The sequence below is a fragment of the Neolewinella aurantiaca genome, from assembly GCF_008014675.1.
Lineage (GTDB): Bacteria > Bacteroidota > Bacteroidia > Chitinophagales > Saprospiraceae > Neolewinella > Neolewinella aurantiaca.
Window position 1 is genome coordinate 11,373 of sequence record NZ_VOXD01000002.1, and the last position, 16,190, is coordinate 27,562.

General features: G+C 52.4%; 17 protein-coding genes. 12 read left to right on the forward strand and 5 right to left on the reverse strand.

The genetic code is table 11. From position 1 onward, the window contains the following. Positions 1 to 277 precede the first annotated feature (277 nt). From FUA23_RS01255 to FUA23_RS01300, 10 genes are all read left to right on the forward strand, one after another. Positions 278 to 2,317: an OmpA family protein gene (locus FUA23_RS01255; RefSeq protein ID WP_187270842.1), complete on the forward strand. Its 2,040-nt coding sequence runs from the start codon at positions 278 to 280 to the stop codon at positions 2,315 to 2,317. 310 nt (positions 2,318 to 2,627) lie between these two features. Beyond that, positions 2,628 to 3,008: a hypothetical protein gene (locus FUA23_RS01260; protein WP_246143976.1), complete on the forward strand. Its 381-nt coding sequence runs from the start codon at positions 2,628 to 2,630 to the stop codon at positions 3,006 to 3,008. 42 nt (positions 3,009 to 3,050) lie between these two features. After that, complete coding sequence (locus tag FUA23_RS01265) at positions 3,051 to 3,581, forward strand: DUF4920 domain-containing protein (protein WP_147928894.1); 531 nt, start codon at positions 3,051 to 3,053, stop codon at positions 3,579 to 3,581. 218 nt (positions 3,582 to 3,799) lie between these two features. Beyond that, positions 3,800 to 4,309, forward strand: coding sequence for an RNA polymerase sigma factor (locus FUA23_RS01270; RefSeq protein WP_147928895.1), 510 nt, complete (start codon positions 3,800 to 3,802; stop codon positions 4,307 to 4,309). A gap of 150 nt (positions 4,310 to 4,459) precedes the next feature. Continuing rightward, positions 4,460 to 5,257: a serine O-acetyltransferase EpsC gene (epsC, locus tag FUA23_RS01275; protein ID WP_147928896.1), complete on the forward strand. Its 798-nt coding sequence runs from the start codon at positions 4,460 to 4,462 to the stop codon at positions 5,255 to 5,257. 189 nt (positions 5,258 to 5,446) lie between these two features. Beyond that, a complete protein-coding gene (gene rfaD / locus FUA23_RS01280) occupies positions 5,447 to 6,418 on the forward strand; it encodes an ADP-glyceromanno-heptose 6-epimerase (RefSeq protein WP_147928897.1) in 972 nt (323 codons plus the stop codon). A 61-nt stretch (positions 6,419 to 6,479) separates the two neighbouring features. After that, positions 6,480 to 7,478: a class 1 fructose-bisphosphatase gene (gene fbp, locus FUA23_RS01285; RefSeq protein WP_147928898.1), complete on the forward strand. Its 999-nt coding sequence runs from the start codon at positions 6,480 to 6,482 to the stop codon at positions 7,476 to 7,478. 163 nt (positions 7,479 to 7,641) lie between these two features. Next, complete coding sequence (locus FUA23_RS01290; protein ID WP_147928899.1) at positions 7,642 to 8,841, forward strand: M20 metallopeptidase family protein; 1,200 nt, start codon at positions 7,642 to 7,644, stop codon at positions 8,839 to 8,841. A gap of 97 nt (positions 8,842 to 8,938) precedes the next feature. Then, a complete protein-coding gene (gene rsmA / locus FUA23_RS01295; protein WP_147928900.1) occupies positions 8,939 to 9,742 on the forward strand; it encodes a 16S rRNA (adenine(1518)-N(6)/adenine(1519)-N(6))-dimethyltransferase RsmA in 804 nt (267 codons plus the stop codon). After that, entirely contained in the window at positions 9,720 to 10,163 is a 444-nt protein-coding gene (locus tag FUA23_RS01300) for a GNAT family N-acetyltransferase (RefSeq protein ID WP_147928901.1), read from the forward strand. The genes rsmA and FUA23_RS01300 overlap by 23 nt, the downstream gene beginning before the upstream one ends. 58 nt (positions 10,164 to 10,221) lie before the next feature. Here the strand turns inward: FUA23_RS01300 and FUA23_RS01305 are convergent, their stop codons facing one another. Further along, positions 10,222 to 10,782, reverse strand: a complete 561-nt coding sequence (locus FUA23_RS01305; protein ID WP_147928902.1) for an FKBP-type peptidyl-prolyl cis-trans isomerase — start codon at positions 10,780 to 10,782, stop codon at positions 10,222 to 10,224. Positions 10,783 to 10,892: 110 nt separating this feature from the next. After that, positions 10,893 to 11,606 carry a hypothetical protein gene (locus FUA23_RS01310; RefSeq protein WP_147928903.1) on the reverse strand — a complete coding sequence of 238 codons (714 nt, stop codon included), beginning with the start codon at positions 11,604 to 11,606 and terminating at the stop codon, positions 10,893 to 10,895. A 31-nt stretch (positions 11,607 to 11,637) separates the two neighbouring features. On the opposite strand from FUA23_RS01310, the gene FUA23_RS01315 reads away from it, so the two are divergent. Further along, a complete protein-coding gene (locus FUA23_RS01315; RefSeq protein ID WP_147928904.1) occupies positions 11,638 to 12,288 on the forward strand; it encodes a toxin-antitoxin system YwqK family antitoxin in 651 nt (216 codons plus the stop codon). A gap of 167 nt (positions 12,289 to 12,455) precedes the next feature. Then, positions 12,456 to 13,508 carry a type IX secretion system protein PorQ gene (gene porQ / locus FUA23_RS01320; RefSeq protein ID WP_147928905.1) on the forward strand — a complete coding sequence of 351 codons (1,053 nt, stop codon included), beginning with the start codon at positions 12,456 to 12,458 and terminating at the stop codon, positions 13,506 to 13,508. 102 nt (positions 13,509 to 13,610) lie between these two features. On the opposite strand, the gene FUA23_RS01325 is transcribed toward porQ, so the two are convergent. The 3 genes from FUA23_RS01325 to FUA23_RS01335 form a co-directional block, all read right to left on the reverse strand. Continuing rightward, positions 13,611 to 14,078, reverse strand: a complete 468-nt coding sequence (locus FUA23_RS01325; protein WP_147928906.1) for a nuclear transport factor 2 family protein — start codon at positions 14,076 to 14,078, stop codon at positions 13,611 to 13,613. 302 nt (positions 14,079 to 14,380) lie between these two features. After that, positions 14,381 to 15,658, reverse strand: a complete 1,278-nt coding sequence (locus FUA23_RS01330) for a Pycsar system effector family protein (protein WP_147928907.1) — start codon at positions 15,656 to 15,658, stop codon at positions 14,381 to 14,383. A 141-nt stretch (positions 15,659 to 15,799) separates the two neighbouring features. After that, complete coding sequence (locus FUA23_RS01335; RefSeq protein WP_147928908.1) at positions 15,800 to 16,183, reverse strand: YkvA family protein; 384 nt, start codon at positions 16,181 to 16,183, stop codon at positions 15,800 to 15,802. Between the last annotated feature and the right edge of the window lie 7 nt (positions 16,184 to 16,190).

The window sequence follows — 16,190 nt, forward strand, 5'->3', positions numbered from 1 at the left end:
GCGGCTAAAGCCCAACGGCAAACGAAGCAGGTACCATACCCGAAGGAACGGACTGAATGATTCTAGAGCTCAACCAATTATAAAAACTTACTACCTTAGCGGCGATAGTTTACTAATGCACTCATTTTATCTTGCGGCTCCGCCTTTGGCGGGGCCCAAGCTTTTTTTAGTCATTTCAGATAACATGATGGAGGGTATTGGTGTTGCACCGCTGATCCTACAACCGAATTTCGTTTGGGTTTTACCCGTCTTGTTTCTACTCTATCTACCGATCATCATGTTTAGAACCGCTTTATCCATCATCTTACTCTGTGGCCTGGCAGTGGTTTTGCCCGCCCGTGCTCAGAAAGGCAGCAACTTTGCGGCGGCCAACGTCGCGTTTGACGAAGGAGTGCAGCTACTGCTGGCCGGTAAACCAAAGCGGGCCATTAAACCGTTCAACGAAGCAATAAAACAGGACACCGGTTACATCGCTGCCTACCGCTTTCTGGGATTGTCATATGATCTGCTCGGCAACTATTCAGCGGCCGCCGATGCTTATCTGCACGTTGTCAACCGCGATTCCACTTTTTCCCGGCTGCTCTATTATCAGCTTGGCAGAGTGTACTATAAGATGTCCCGGCCAGAATTGGCGCTGCATTATCTCGAGCAATTTCAGGAACTGCAAAAGCGTGATATCGGCGACTTCGGCCGCAACGGTGAGGAAGAAGCAGCGGAAGAACGCAAGGTGTTGAGCCGCCTGGACGGCGAAATAAAGGCTGCCAGAATAACCCAGGACAGTTCGCAATTTATTAATGTCACAAAACTGTTCAACCTGGGCTTCCCGGTGAACACCCAGCAAAACGATTATTTCCCCTTCTTCGCCAACGACCCCAACCGGTTCCTTTTCACCCGCCAGGGACAAGGGCAGGACGAAGACCTGCTGATTGGCCGGAGGAAAGACGCCGAGTCGGAGTGGTTTACTTCACGTTTCGGTAGTTTCAATACCCTGCGGCCCGAGGGGATGTGCTCGATTGTGCGCGACGGACAACGGATATACTTCACGAGCTGTAAGGGCGATGAAGTAGTAGTGGCAAAAGGATTCAGGCGAACAGGGAACTGTGACCTTTACGCCGGGTGGCTGGTAGACGGAAAGATTCAGGATATCATCCCTCTTCCTGATTACATCAATTCCCCGGAAAGTTGGGAAACCCAGGCGGCCATTAGTTGCGATGAGCAGCAACTTTTCTTCGTTTCCGAACGGGAGCCGAGTTTTGGGATGACCGATATTTTTGTCTGCGACCGCCTCCCCGACGGGTCGTGGAGCGAACCCCGTAACCTGGGGGATGGCGTCAATACGCCGGAAGCAGAAGAGGCCCCCTTTCTGAGCGATGACGGGCAGACACTGTACTTCAGCAGTACGGGACATTACAGCCTGGGCGACGAAGACATCTTCGCCAGCTGGTGGGACAACAGCCAGGGGCGCTTCACCCGCGCCCTCAATCTGGGCCCACCCGTTAACGGACCTCACCGCGAGCTTGGCTTCCACCTGAGTGCGGACGGGAAAACAGGCTACGTCGCCAGCGACCGACCCGGAGGGTTAGGCAAGCTCGATATCTATGGCTTCAAACTGTCTGAGCGCCTGAGCTCCCGGCCGATCACTTACGTCTCCGGGTTTGTGACCGATAGCCTGACGGGCGAGCCGATCGTTGATCAGGTCGTTAAAGTTGGCAACGGGAAAGTATATCGTACCAATTACGAGGGAAGGTTCTTCGTTTGTGCACCATCAGGCGAACCGCTTCCGGTAGGAGTGGAGCACCCGGATTACTTACCTTACGCACGGACCTTCGCCGTGCCGCGTTGGGACAATGTAGCTCCTTACCGGATCGATCTTTTCCTGAGTAAAGACAAAGTAGTGGCACCACCGCCACCCCCGCCGCCACCACCACCGGCAATGGAAGAGGCAGATATTGACACCATCCAACGGAGGACCCGCATCAAGAAGAGAAATTATACGGTGCTCTTCAACTTTGAGGACGCCAGCCTGACCCCACGGGCGATTGAGGGACTCCAGATATTTGTTAATGAAGTGAAGGGACGTAACATCGTTAACATCAGTGTGACGGGATTCACGGACAGTACCGGAGATGCGGAGTTCAACCTCAGGCTTAGCCAGGAACGGGCAAAAGCAGTAGGTATTCATTTACAAACAGCAGGAGTGAAGGCTAACGGATTCAATATTGTGGGGGCAGGAGAATTGCCGGGAGCATCGCAGAGGGCGCTGAACAGAAAGGTAGAGATTACCGTGACTTATCGTGAAATTGTTAAAATAAACTGAGCGCTTTACGTCCCTATCTGATGTCAAGTTGTAATTGCCGCTTCTAATGCAATAGAAGTTCCGGTTGGAAATATTTAGGGGGCAGGCTGCCGTAGCTGGTCGATTAAATTTTGAAGCCCGGTTTTTCAGCGCTCTCCCGGGTTTAATTTTGCAGGGAATTAACGTTAGTAATAACTCAATATAAACCTGCAACGTCGCAAAACCCTTATATTTGTACAATTGTAAGCACGATTTGCGAACACCCCTCGAGGGGCGCTGCGTTGTGCTAAATGTATATATTAACCAACTGATATCCAGGTTTATGAAAACTATGTTCACACTACTTTTTATCTCCGTAACTCTGGCTCTTGGGGCGCAGGACGTTAAGCCGCCGTATTGCGAAGAAGGCCCGGCAACCTACGGAAGTGTTGCCGCCATCCCCGGGGCTACAACCGCTCCACCGCTGCCGCGCTTCACCACCACTCCGACCAAAGAATACAAGGTGCAGGTAGCGATTCTTCGGTACACCGATCCCGCTGACTACCCTTTCCACCCCGACCTGGTAGCGCGTTACCGCCCCTGTGAACAAATCTGGGTGGTTGAAAGCCGTGAGAGTTACCCCAACCGTACCGATGCAGTAGCACTTCAGGAAAAACTCAAAGGCTTGGGTTACAGCGGTTCTTACATCACCGAATTGCTCGGCTACCAATAATTTTCAGTAGTCGTATCTTTGGCGTTCTAAAAACAGTTCATAATGAAAAACGTATTCTCCCTCCTTTTCGTGGCTGCCTTTTTGGTGGTACTCAGCGCGTGTAGCGGTACCCAACAGGCTGCCGCAGACACTGCAGACACCGCCGTCAGCGAAGAATCCGCAGTTGCCGGCACCTTTGGTGCCGATTTCACTCCCGAAGAAGTAGTTCCCGCTAATACGCTGCTCACTTCTTACAGTGAAACAAAACTGGTGGATACCGTACAGATCACTCTCCAGGGAGAAGTCAACGAGGTTTGCCAGGCGAAAGGCTGCTGGATGACCATCGCCGCAGGCAACGGAGAAGAAATGATGGTGAAGTTCAAAGATTACGGCTTCTTCATGCCTAAAGACATTAGCGGCCGTGAGGTTGTTATGCACGGTATGGCGTACTACCAGATCACCCCGGTCGATGAACTGCGCCACTACGCCGAAGACGCCGGGAAATCCGAGGAAGAAATCGCAGAAATTACCGAGCCGAAACAGGAACTCCGGTTCCTGGCCGACGGGGTAAAGCTCCTCCCCGGTAAAATGTAAACGATACCTAAGTGGTGAAAGCGCCGGTCAGATGCTAAGCAATCTGATCGGCGCTTTTGTTTTTATTAAATCATTTGATTTAATAAAGGTAATTTTTCAAAGCTTTGTATTTGTATATGGCTGCAATTCAGCAGGTTAGCCTTTTGGCACGGTGTTTGAGGTTTTGAGGGTGCGTAATAGTTCAGAATTCTACCTTTCACTACACATTAACCACTAAGATGACTAATAAAGAGTTTACTCAGCAAATTGATCAATTAGAGAACCTTCTTTTCTCATTTGCTCTGAGGCTGACCCGAAATCGTCAGGATGCTCAGGACCTTATGCAGGAAACCAGCCTGCGGGCGTTCCGCCACCGCGAAAAATTCACGATGGGGACTAATTTCAAGAGTTGGGTGTCTACCATCATGCGGAATACATACATCAATCGTTACCGGAAAATGAAAAGCCGGAAACACGTAAACCAGCCGATCGAGGATTTTTCCTTTGCGCTCGAAAGCAGAAACGCTATCCCCAATAAAGGGGAGCACGATATGCGGATGAATGAACTGAAGCTGATGCTCAACGAAATCGGAGAGTTGTACAGCGTGCCCTTTCTGATGTTCTACCGTGGTTACGAATACAAAGAAATTGCCAATCACCTGGACATTCCGATCGGTACGGTGAAGAGCCGGATCTTCCTTGCCCGCCAACGGATGAAAATCGCTATCGGCGACCGCTACCAAAACTAAGACCAACAAATAACTGAGAGAGTTAACATTACCAAATTGACCCGGTTTTCAGGACCAGCCTTCCCGGCTGGTCCTTTCCTTTTTTGGTAAGGGTTCAACCTTCGTGGTGACTTAGGTTTTTACGTGAAGTATATAACTCAAGTCAGAACCATGGACGAAGACTTTCTGCTGAACCGTTTTAACGATCACCAGCGTGCGGGCTGCCTCCCGTCTCCTAAATTGACCAAAGAATGGCTTGAAGGGCTTCTCCAGTTCCTGTTTCCGGAGCACTGCCCTGTCCGTTTTGCGAGCCACCGGGCATTTAAGTTGCAGTACCAGACCAATGACCTTAAACTGTTCAACCTGCTGGAGTCGTTGGAGGACAGGTTGAAAACCACCCCCGCTGATATCCGGGATGCCTTCGAAGCGGGGCTGCCGTCTGTTTTCGCTGCGCTTTCCGAAGATGCAGATGCAATTCTGGCCGGAGACCCTGCAGCACCTGACCGGACTGAGGTAATCAGTACTTACCCCGGCTTTTATGCGCTGGCTGTGCACCGCATCGCACACCGGCTGTGTGGTTTGGGGGTTCCGCTCGTCCCCCGCATGCTCAGTGAGATTGCTCACCGCGAAACGGGCATAGAAATTCATCCCGGTGCACGTATTGGGCGGCGTTTCTGCATCGATCACGGCACGGGTGTCGTTATTGGTGAAACAGTCGAAATCGGTGATGACGTCAAAATGTACCAGGGCGTAACGCTGGGCGCACTGAGTGTTGCCAAAGATATGGCGCGGACCAAGCGCCACCCGACCATCCGTGACCGCGTAGTTATTTATGCCGGCGCAACGATCCTCGGCGGAGATACGGTCATCGGCGAAGATTCCATCATCGGCGGTAATACCTGGATCGTGAAGAGCCTCCCTGCTGGTAGCCGGGAATATTACCGCGTACCGGCTCCGGTCAAACGTTAACGGTCTTTTTCCCGGGCGGGCACGCGGGTGCAACACAAGGTTGTCCGGCGAAGCCGCGTTCCGGGCATCCCGGGGTCAACCCGGATGAGACCTAAGCCTGTACCTGCGTCTGCGCACCGAACAATATCCTGCCGATCAACACCTGCATCGGCTCAAAAACAATAGCTTCAATTACCTATTCCGAAATATATGTACCTAATAACCGGAGCCGCAGGCTTCATTGCAAGCGCGCTCGTATCTCACCTCAACGCAGCGGGCGTCGAAGACCTGATTTTAGTTGACGATTTCCAGCAGTACCCGGCTAAAAAACCTAACCTGGCCGGCAAAAAGTTTCACTCGAAAGTGGAGCGTGACGAGCTGTTTGCCCGTTGGGATGCCGAACAATGGCCACTGGAAGGTGTGTACCACCTCGGTGCCCGCACCGATACGACTGAGCCGGACAGAGCCATCTTCGACCGCCTGAACCTCAACTACTCCAAAGAGATATGGAACCGCTGTACCACCCACGAGATTCCGCTGATCTACGCCAGCAGCGGTGCTACCTACGGCCTCGGGGAACACGGCTATAAGGATGAAGACGAGTTGGCCGAGATCCTGGTGCCCCTGAATGAGTACGGACGTAGCAAAAACGAATTCGACCGTTGGGTACTGGGGCGCCTCGAAACTCCTCCCCACTATTACGGATTGAAGTTCTTTAACGTCTACGGCCCCAACGAAAACCACAAAGGCCGCATGGCGAGTGTAATCTGGCATACCTTTAATCAGGTGCAGAAAACCGGCGCCATGAAGTTGTTCCGCAGCCACAACCCGGACTACGCCAACGGCCACCAACGGCGGGATTTTATCTACGTCAAAGACCTGGTGGCGGTCAACTACTGGCTAATGGAAAACCTGCCCGAACCGAGCGGTCTTTACAACCTGGGGACGGGAGAAAGCCGCACTTTCCTCGACCTGGCGAAGGCTACCTTTGCGGCGATGGACGTCGAGCCCGACATCTCCTTTATTGATACTCCTGAGGATATTCGGGATAAATATCAGTACTTTACCGAAGCAGAAATGGGCAAACTGCGTGCGGCCGGATACGACCGGCCTTTCTTCAGCCTTGAAGAAGGAGTGGAAGACTACGTGAAATCATACCTCATTCCTGGCCTTCGGTGGTAAAAGGATTACACAACACTCACTCACATTAATCAACAGATAAAAGAATTAAAAACCAACAACGATGCCCAACAGAACACTCACTCTGGGAGAATTTTTGATCGACCGGCCCGAAGAATTCGAATACGACAATGCAGAACTGGGGCAGTTGCTCAATGCCATCCGCCTGGCGGGTAAGGTGGTGAGTCACGAAATCAGGAAAGCAGGACTGGTAGATATAACCGGTACGATCGGCAGTACTAATGTTCAGGGAGAAGAACAGAAGAAGCTCGATGTTTTTGCGAACGAAGCATTCATCAATACCCTCACCAACCGGGACATCGTGTGTGGTATCGTTTCTGAAGAAAACGATGAGATGATTTCTATCTCCGGCAGCGATAACCGCAACCGCAACAAATATGTGGTGGTGATGGACCCGCTCGACGGCAGCTCGAACATCGACGTAAACATTACGGTAGGAACGATCTTCGGGATCTACCGCCGGGTTTCCCCGGTTGGAACTCCGGTAACCGAAGAGGATTTTCTGCAGCCGGGTAATCTGCAGGTGGCTGCCGGCTTCATCGCTTACGGTACCTCCACAATGATGGTGTACACTACCGGAAACGGGGTGAACGGCTTTACGCTCAACCCGGCAATTGGTACTTACTACCTGTCTCACCCCAACATTCAGGTTCCTACGAAAGGAAACATTTACAGCGTCAACGAAGGTGGTTACGTTCACTTCCCTCAGGGAGTCAAGAATTACATCAAGTACGTTCAGCAGGAGGAAGAAGACCGGCCCTATACCAGCCGCTACGTAGGCAGTATGGTCGCTGATGTTTGGCGAACGATCCTTCTGGGAGGAATCTACTTTTACCCTCCGAGCACGGGCAAACCCGACGGGAAGTTACGCCTGCTTTACGAGTGTAACCCTTTTGCCTTCCTGCTCGAACAGGCTGGTGGTGTGGCCACTGACGGAACCCAGCGGATACTGGACATTAAGCCCACCGACATTCACCAGCGCATGCCGTTCTTTGGCGGCAGTAAAGAAATGGTGGAGAAGGCCATGACTTTTATGAAGTAATAACCCACTTCCCCCGAGCGGGCATCCGGAAACCAAACAAGGTGATCATCCGGGTGCCCGCCTGGAAGTTGTAGCGCAATCTGCGAAATCCATTGACCTCTGAGCGGGTGGCTGGCGGGCGCAATGCCTACCTTAGCCCGCCTCGTCAAACCCCACTCCCTTAGTGTCAAATAACGATCTCCAGGCCCGGATTACTGAAGCGGCAAAAGCTGCTTCTGGCCGTGCTTCCGTTCACCGCCGTCACCTTCATGCAAATCCGGAACTCAGTTTCGAAGAACATGCCACCCAGCGTTACATCGCCGGGCAGTTAGATGAAATGGGTATCCCGTACAAGGAGATTGCAGGTACCGGCTTACTGGCCGAAATAAAGGGAGAGCAAGGCGCTGGCCCCGTAGTGGCACTGCGGGCCGATATCGATGCTTTGCCCATCACAGAAGCCAACGATGTACCATATCGTTCGACGAACGAAGGCGTGATGCACGCCTGCGGGCACGATGTCCACACCAGCAGCCTTCTGGCCACCGCTGAGATCCTCAATAAGGTGCGCTCGTTTACGCCAGGAACGACCCGCTTGTTGTTTCAGCCCGGAGAGGAAAAGCTCCCCGGCGGTGCAACCCTGATGATTCGTGACGGAGCGCTCAAAGACCCGGTGCCGGCGGCCATCTTCGGTCAGCATGTACACCCCCCGCTGGAAGCGGGGAAGGTCGGTTTCAGACCCGGGATTTACATGGCCAGTACGGACGAACTGTTCCTGACAGTCCGGGGTAGGGGAGGGCACGGAGCAATGCCCCATAACGCGGTAGACCCCGTTGTGATTACGTCCTACATTATTACGGCAATTCAGCAACTCATTAGTCGGAACACAGACCCGACGCTGCCAGCCGTGATCACCTTCGGTCGCATCGCCTCCGATGGGGGAGCCACCAATGTAATCCCCAACTCGGTATCACTGGAGGGAACTTTACGGACGCTGGACGAAGCCTGGCGCAAAGAACTTCACGTAAGGCTCAATAAACTCGTGACCGAAATGGCGGCTTCCATGGGGGCTACCGCTGAGCTCACCATCGCGCATGGCTATCCTTTCCTGAAAAACGACGAAGCCCTTACGCGTAAGGCTTTCGATGACGCGCGCCGGTTCCTCGGCGAAGACCGTGTGGTCGAACTTCCTATCCGGATGACGGGCGAAGACTTTGCGTTTTACACCCACCACGTGCCGGCCTGCTTCTACCGGTTGGGGGTCGGTAGCCCGGCCCTGGGCGGCGAGCGACCAGTACACACCGACACCTTTGATGTCGACGAAGCCTGCCTAGAAACAGGTAGCGGCCTGATGGCGTGGCTGGCGGTGAAGGCGCTTGGCGCATAGTCGTGAGCCCCGCATCCGTAATCTAAACCGTACCCTGAACCGTACTTTGCACCTGCGTCAGCGCCCCCCTGCGTATCTTTGCCCCAACTACGATACCATGAGTGAAAGAAAAACCCGCGCTAAAAAATCCTACGGTCAGCACTTCCTGACCAACGAACACTACGCGCACCAGATCGCTTTTGCGCTGGAACTGACCGACCAGTACGACCACGTACTCGAGGTCGGGCCCGGGCAGGGAATGCTGACCAAGCACCTCCTGGAACGGTCGGACGACTTCGAGCTAACCGTCAGTGAAGCAGATAAGGATATGATCGAGCACCTGGAAAATCATTTCCCGGAACTTACCGACCGCATTGTGCCGGGAGATTTCCTCAAGGCAAAACTCGATCGCATTTTCGACAACAAACCCTTCGGGTTAATCGGAAACTACCCCTACAATATCAGTAGTCAGATTATGATTAAGATGCTGGACAATTACCAGCAAATCCCCGAAATGGTGGGGATGTTCCAAAAGGAGGTTGCCGATCGTGTGATTGCGGGGAACGGATCGAAAACCTACGGCGTCATCGGTGTTCTGGTGCAGTGTCGCTACATCCCTTCTCTGGTGCTCAACGTAAGCCCGGGCAACTTTAACCCGCCGCCGAGGGTGGATAGCGCGGTTATCAGGCTTGTTCGCCGCCCTGAACCTCTGGTTCCCGATGAACTGTGGGGACGTTTCAAACACATCGTTAAGTCAGCCTTCGGGATGCGCCGCAAAATGCTGCGCAACAGCCTGAAATCGGCTTTTAACGACGATCAGCTTAAGGATGAGTTCTTTCAGCGCCGGCCCGAGCAGGTTTCGCTCGAAGATTTCGTAGCACTCACCTTAAAGCCGCAGAATGAAAAAAATACAGATTCGTGAAGCATCGGTTCAGGAAGTGATATCAGTCGCTGATATGATCCCTGAGCTGGGCGCAACGCCCAGAGAAGAAGTGTATCATGAAAAAATGGGAGACAGCCCACGTTTGCTGCTGGTTGCAGAGGTGGATGGAATCCCCGCTGGCTTCAAGGTCGGATACGAACGCGATGGATACTGGTACAGCTGGCTTGGCGGTGTCCTCCCCGATCACAGACGATCGGGAATTGCCAGGCGGTTAGCTGACCGCCAGGACGAATGGGCTCGCAACCGGGGGTACACGCACGTCACCTTCAAGACGATAAATCGCCTGCGGGGCATGCTGAAATTTGGGATCGACCGTGGCTTCAATATTATCAAAGTCGAGCAGGAACAAAGTGAGCCTGGGGAAATCAACTACCGGATTTGGTTGCGGAGGAAGTTGTAAGGATTAGCGAATTGGTACTGATGGCTCATCGCTACTTCGCTCACGCGGTTTGAGGTAGCTATTCTTCATGGATTTCGATGTCCTCGATCACGAACTCAAGAACGGTGTGCGCGGGCACGAGCGTATCTCCGCGGGGGCTCACGAGCCCGTCGCCCCCATAAGCCAATGCGCTGGGACTGAGAATCCTGATGCGGCCTCCCGGCTTCACTTTGGTCAGTGCAAGGTTCCAGGCAGGGATGAGACCGCCGACGAAAAACCGCAGCGGTTTACCTCTTTTGTGGCTATTGTCGAATTCTGTACCGTCAAGGAAATTACCGATGTAATGGGCCGAAACAATATCGCCCTCCACCAGATTATCGTATTCGCCAGGGGCCAGGATTTCGTAGAAATAGCCTTCAGGCGCAGCCACAACATCGTAATTCTGGTCGATTGCACGGTTGATGATGGCGTTTCGTTCACGTCCGGCCCGGTCTTCGGTAGGTGCAAGCTCAAGAATCAACCGCTCTTCAATGGCAGATTTTGTGGCAGCGTCTTTTTCGGGCGCGGCCGCAGGTGCAGAGGAAGAGTTACAGGAAAAGATAGTTAGGAGGAAAAGTGCTGTAATAAAGTACCTGGTCATGGATGGGCTTGTTTTGTGGGGCGATAGAGTTTGAGCAGGCCTTCGGCCTGCCGCTGTAGAGCGCCGTTCGCTTAGGCCGGCGAAAGCCGGCCCTGTTTTACGGGGACGGGCTAAAACAGCTCGTCGGCCTTTTCGAAGATCTTGATTAGGTCTTCATCCCGCCCGGGCTTTAGCTTTTGCGCCTTTATGAATTTTCTGAGTTCAGCGGGGTGGCCGAGGCTTTCTGCCAGGGCTTTGGCGCTGAGCTTAAGCGTGACAAACTCTCCGTCTACCATTGCGTAATACAGCGACTTCGCGCTGAAGCGGCGAAGCTTCAGGGTTTGCCCGGGGTTTTCGACTACCTTTTCGTCATTGATTACATTGTAAATCAACGTAGCGACAATATTGTCGCCCTGGAAGATGACCCGGGCGTAGCTCGACGGAAACTTTCGGTTGAGGCCACGAACATAAATATGATCAGGGCCTTCCGCCTGAAGGACTTCGACCCTCATGAAGTTATTTCCGTTAATTTCCCGGAGCTTACCATTGTGGTAAAACTCAAACTGGTTAGAGAAGCCGTTGTAATTTGCTTTGTCGACGGGGTAGGGATTCATTGCCGTATCGAAGAGCAACAACGCTCCGAATTGTTCGTAACGGTAAGGAGTACCCCGGATGCCCTCGTAGCGGGCGGTGTCTGCCAGGCGGCTGGCTTCGAGAAGGTATTGCAGATCGCCGGCAATTTCCTGAGCTGTCCGTTGATCGCCCATTTCCTGGTCGGTATTCTGAGCGATTAAGAAGAGCCCGGAGCATAACATGAGCAGGAGTAGAAACGTTCTTGGAAGCATAGTTCACTTATTTTACCCGTAAATTTACGTTATGAAACGCTTGGTTCCCATTTTCGCTTTGCTCGCTTTATTCTTCTACGCCTGCGGTGATGGATTGGAACAAAAAGAAGAAACGGATGCGCTGGGGTTTCGGGTGGAATACAAAGTTGATCCTGAAACAGGGTTGAAGGAGGGCGCGTTGCGGCGCTATGATCCGCAGGGTAACCTGGCTATAGAAGAGAACTACCTCGAGGGAAAACTGGAAGGGAAACGGAAAGTCTTCACGCCCGAAGGAAAGGTAATCGTAGAGGAAAACTACAAGGCAGATGAATTTGACGGGGATTACATCACCTATGATTCTACCGGTGTTATTTCCGGTAAGGGGCAATACATCGATGGTGCCATGAACCGTGCGTGGTACCGCTTCTACCCGAACGGAAAGGTGCAGGAGGTCGTTACGTTTGTCGACAATGCCGAAAACGGACCATTTCGGGAATGGTACCAAAACGGTCAGCCTAAAGCGAGTGGAGCCTACCTCAACGGAGACAAAGAACACGGTAAATTACACCTCTATACAGAGGCCGGCCAGCTCGAGCGGGTAATGAACTGCGAGGTAGGTGTATGCAATACGATTTGGTCCCCGGATTCCACCTTCGTTGCTCCAGAAGGAGTAGATATGACTATGCCGGAGGTGTTGAAGTAATTCGCTTAACTCCCCCCTCTCAGAGAGAAGGCCCCTGACACTTGCTGCTAATGGCCGGTTTCTTTTTTCTTTAAATCATAATGACGGGATTGTAAGTTTCCCGACAAGGAGGTAAGGCAACGTTTGTCCGTCAAGTACCATCTTACCGTCGTACCTTGCCACTAACGATGAGAAACTACATTTCTTTACTGCTTTTAGTCTGCTCCTGCGCCCTGAATGGGCAGGTTGGAGGCATCTCTGCTTACGAGTTTTTGAACCTGCCTAACTCCGCAACTGTCGCAGGAATGGGAGGTCACCACATTGCTTTGATGGACGATGACCTGAGCCTGGCTACCAGAAATCCGAGTCTGTTGAACCCAATGATGCACCAGCGGGCCGCCCTCAGTCATGCTTTTCATCCCGCAGGGATTAGTAACAGTTCGCTGGCATATGGTCACCACAGCAATAAGTTGGACCTTACTTTTCAGGGAGGACTTCAGTACGCTTCTTACGGAGGAGATTTGGTCCGCCGAGATAATACGGGACAGAGTACCGGAACCTTCTCTGCTTCAGATTTCGCTCTGCATGCGGGTGTCGCACGATCCTTCGAGAACCGACTCAGCGTAGGGGCCAACCTCAAGCTCATTTCCTCGCAGTTGGCAGGCTACAACAGCATTGGCCTGGGCATGGATCTGGCTGTGCATTACAAAGACACCTCCGGTCTGTTTGGTATTACGCTTCTTGCCCGCAATGCCGGGCGTCAGATAAGCACGTACGACGAATTGAGTGGTAACGAACCACTTCCGTTCGAACTCCAGATCGGGATAAATAAACAACTGCGCCACTTACCTTTTCGCTTCAGTATCATCTACCGGTACCTGGACCGCTGGAATGTTCTCTACGACGATCCCGACGCCGAAAACGAATCGATCTTCCTTGCTTTCGGTGAAGAAGAAACCCAGCGGGGGGCCGGCGCAGTCTTCCTCGATAACCTCGCCCGTCACTTTGTCTTCAACGGTGAACTCATGATCGGCAAACAGCGCAACCTGCGCCTCCGTGCGGGCTATAACCACGGCCTTCGTCGGGAACTGAGCCTAAGTGACTTTCGGAGCGGCGCCGGCTATTCTTTCGGCTTCGCTTTCCGGACCAGGCGTTTTTCGGTTGCTTACGGCCGAACGACTTATCATCTCGGCGGCGGAGTCAATCAGTTGGGTCTTGACTTCGGTTTGGGCAAAAGGTAATCCTTTTGCCTCGTCAGGTACGTTGTTTTCCGGAGGGAACAAATGATCCTGAACAGCTTCCGGCTCGTCTAACCTTTCTTCTTTGTAGCCAGAGCTGATGGCTTATTGTTTCGCCTGGAAGTCAGTAAGCATTCCGCGGGTGGTTTCCTGCATCCGGGCTTTGAAGAATGCCGACCATCCGAGCAGCATACCGTTCAGGCCGAGGGCCTGTCTGGCCCAGCGCCAAAGATTGAAGGAGTCGGTGTGCTTAACGATCTTTCCGTCTTCAATGATAAATTCAGCGTGAATCTCATTGATTACCGCCCGACCTTTCGGGCCGTAGTTGTAGCGTGCCCACCAGTCTGCCGAAGCTTGCTGGCCTTTGCTCTGTACATTTCCGTAGGAGACTTCGGTAGCAGCTCCGCCCCGGCTCATCAGCATTCGCCACATGTCGTGGGCATCCTTTCCTTCCAACCGTCCGAAGGCGGGGTCTTCAAAAACAACGTCGGGAGAATAGCAGGCCACCATCGCTTCGGCATCCTGATTGCTAAATGCCTCGTAGAAGGTGCTGATGAGTTCGGAGTTTGTCATGGCTCAATTTTGGGAAAGGTAGGTAAAATTAAAACTACCGGTTTGTCGGGCAGATCCTGAAGTGGGTGTCGAATTGCAGGTCTGAGTACTTTTCCCCTTCCGGGCCGTCTCCCTTTTCCGAGGAGAGGGAGACGAATCCATTACCTGTAACCTTTTATTTATACGTAAATCCGGTGCTGACTACCAGGGTCTTGAAGCGTCCTGACGTAGTCGGGTCTTCAAGTGGCCGGTCACCTTTTGCAGAGCAAAAGTACCCGTAAAGTGATTCGCAGTGGGGGGGGAGACAACCGGCCTTTGACCGCTTACTTGATGGGGTGGTTGATGTTGTAAATCACCGCCGCGGCTACAAAAGCGATCACTGCGGCAATCAGGCCGAATAGAAAGACATTGTAGCAAATTCTCAAGAACTCATATTTTTTGGCAAGAACAACACCCAGGTAGTAGAGGTCTCTTGTCATGGACGAATAGAGGAAGTCCTCGTCTCTGATCATCTCCATCATGCCATAATGGAAATCATCGATCGGCATATTGTAAAAATTGCCAAAGAAGAGCAGGTTACTGCGGCGGGCTTTAATATCCTCCATGCTGCTTTTCCCTTCCGTTACTTTGGGGCGTGTAGCCTGAATAGCATAAAACAGAGAAGCAAGGCATACCCCTACTAAAATGACGGACGGGACGACGAGGTGTGGGTTTTTATCGAGACTGGGAAACAGGTTTGCCGCACAAATACTGAGGATAATAGCATTGACCGACAACATGATGTTGGCCTTATTATCGGCAATACTACTCAGGTTAACGTGGGTGCGGTAAGTCGCCCGGTACATGGTTTCTACCCCCCGCCCCGGTTTGAATTCAGGGTCCCTTCTCTGTTCGGCTTTCGCGACTGCTTTTTTTAGCTTTTTCAGCTCTTTTTTGCGCCGCTTGGCATCCTCAAGTTCTTCCAGGTTGGAAGGCGTTTGGTCGGGAAACAACGCTTTTTTTCTTTTATAGAGCTGTTTGACGTGCTTGCTTTTGCGTTCGCCGAACATCTCCCGCGCAGCCTCGGTGTGGAACTCATGGTTGAGCATGAAGCCGAGTTCAAAATCGATCCATTCCTGGTCCGACATAATCATGTTCCGGGTAATGGCAAATTCCTGACGAACGCGACCGCAACGGTCCCAATAACTGAGGTCTCCCAAGTGGCTGAGGTCGGCGTCGCCGACGATCTCTTCGAGGAAATTCTGCGGCTGTTGGGGCATCTTGGTGGCGCGGATACATCCTGCGATGTTATCGATCAGTTGCTGATCGGTAACTCCTTTAGACGCCAACCAGTTGGTGGCATTCCGAACACCGCGCTCTTCGTGGTCCTCCCAGCCTTCCGCGTAGCCGGTGTCATGAAACCAGGCCGCCAGAATAATGGCCAGGCGATCATTTTTACTCACCTCATAGTGCTCCGCTAACTCGGTCGCGGCTTCTACGACGGCATAAGTATGCTGGAAGTTGTGGTAGACGAAATCTGAATTGATTTCCTCCTGAATGTATTTCTCTATATGTGCCTCCACATCCTGTAGCAGGACGTCGGTATCTTCGACTATGCTCATGTTGAAGCGCAAGTTAAGTAATTATAATAGTAGTGGGTAGAATGAACAGCGGAGTTGTCGGGAATAGCCGTCCAACCGCCAATGCTTAAATTATTCTGGATGGAAACCGGCTATGAATAGCGCTGTTCCCGAACCTGAAAACTAAAGCTTTTCCTCAACCTCGATCAAATCAGATTCCTGAACAGATGGGAACCACCTGGCCAGGTGTTCCCGGGCCTGCATGCGGACATCATCGTTAATGTAGGCCGCAACCATTACCAGACACATCCCCAGAACGCCGATATCATCGGTGTATCCAACGAGAGGTGTGAGGTCAGGTAAAACATCAAGCGGGGTGATGAGATAGCCCAATACACCAACAATGGAACGCTTGGCCCAGGCTGGAGTCTCGTCACGCTTGAAGGCGTAATACAGCAACAGCGCGGAGTAAACGGTCTTCACTCCTGCCGCAGAGGCAAAGCGACGTAGCTTTCCCCAAAAGGCTGATTCGCTGAAAAAGCGACGGTAATTACTTAGTTTTTTCATCCTGGCC

Excerpts from the sequence above, each read along its gene's own strand:
- FUA23_RS01255 (WP_187270842.1), top strand. The coding sequence starts at position 278 with ATGTTTAGAACCGCTTTATCCATCATCTTACTCTGTGGCCTGGCAGTG.
- FUA23_RS01305 (WP_147928902.1), bottom strand. The coding sequence starts at position 10,782 with ATGACCAGGTACTTTATTACAGCACTTTTCCTCCTAACTATCTTTTCC.
- FUA23_RS01265 (WP_147928894.1), top strand. The coding sequence starts at position 3,051 with ATGAAAAACGTATTCTCCCTCCTTTTCGTGGCTGCCTTTTTGGTGGTA.
- FUA23_RS01260 (WP_246143976.1), top strand. The coding sequence starts at position 2,628 with ATGTTCACACTACTTTTTATCTCCGTAACTCTGGCTCTTGGGGCGCAG.
- FUA23_RS01335 (WP_147928908.1), bottom strand. The coding sequence starts at position 16,183 with ATGAAAAAACTAAGTAATTACCGTCGCTTTTTCAGCGAATCAGCCTTT.
- porQ (WP_147928905.1), top strand. The coding sequence starts at position 12,456 with ATGAGAAACTACATTTCTTTACTGCTTTTAGTCTGCTCCTGCGCCCTG.
- FUA23_RS01310 (WP_147928903.1), bottom strand. The coding sequence starts at position 11,606 with ATGCTTCCAAGAACGTTTCTACTCCTGCTCATGTTATGCTCCGGGCTC.
- rsmA (WP_147928900.1), top strand. The coding sequence starts at position 8,939 with ATGAGTGAAAGAAAAACCCGCGCTAAAAAATCCTACGGTCAGCACTTC.
- FUA23_RS01315 (WP_147928904.1), top strand. The coding sequence starts at position 11,638 with ATGAAACGCTTGGTTCCCATTTTCGCTTTGCTCGCTTTATTCTTCTAC.
- FUA23_RS01270 (WP_147928895.1), top strand. The coding sequence starts at position 3,800 with ATGACTAATAAAGAGTTTACTCAGCAAATTGATCAATTAGAGAACCTT.
- FUA23_RS01300 (WP_147928901.1), top strand. The coding sequence starts at position 9,720 with ATGAAAAAAATACAGATTCGTGAAGCATCGGTTCAGGAAGTGATATCA.
- FUA23_RS01330 (WP_147928907.1), bottom strand. The coding sequence starts at position 15,658 with ATGAGCATAGTCGAAGATACCGACGTCCTGCTACAGGATGTGGAGGCA.
- rfaD (WP_147928897.1), top strand. The coding sequence starts at position 5,447 with ATGTACCTAATAACCGGAGCCGCAGGCTTCATTGCAAGCGCGCTCGTA.
- epsC (WP_147928896.1), top strand. The coding sequence starts at position 4,460 with ATGGACGAAGACTTTCTGCTGAACCGTTTTAACGATCACCAGCGTGCG.
- fbp (WP_147928898.1), top strand. The coding sequence starts at position 6,480 with ATGCCCAACAGAACACTCACTCTGGGAGAATTTTTGATCGACCGGCCC.
- FUA23_RS01325 (WP_147928906.1), bottom strand. The coding sequence starts at position 14,078 with ATGACAAACTCCGAACTCATCAGCACCTTCTACGAGGCATTTAGCAAT.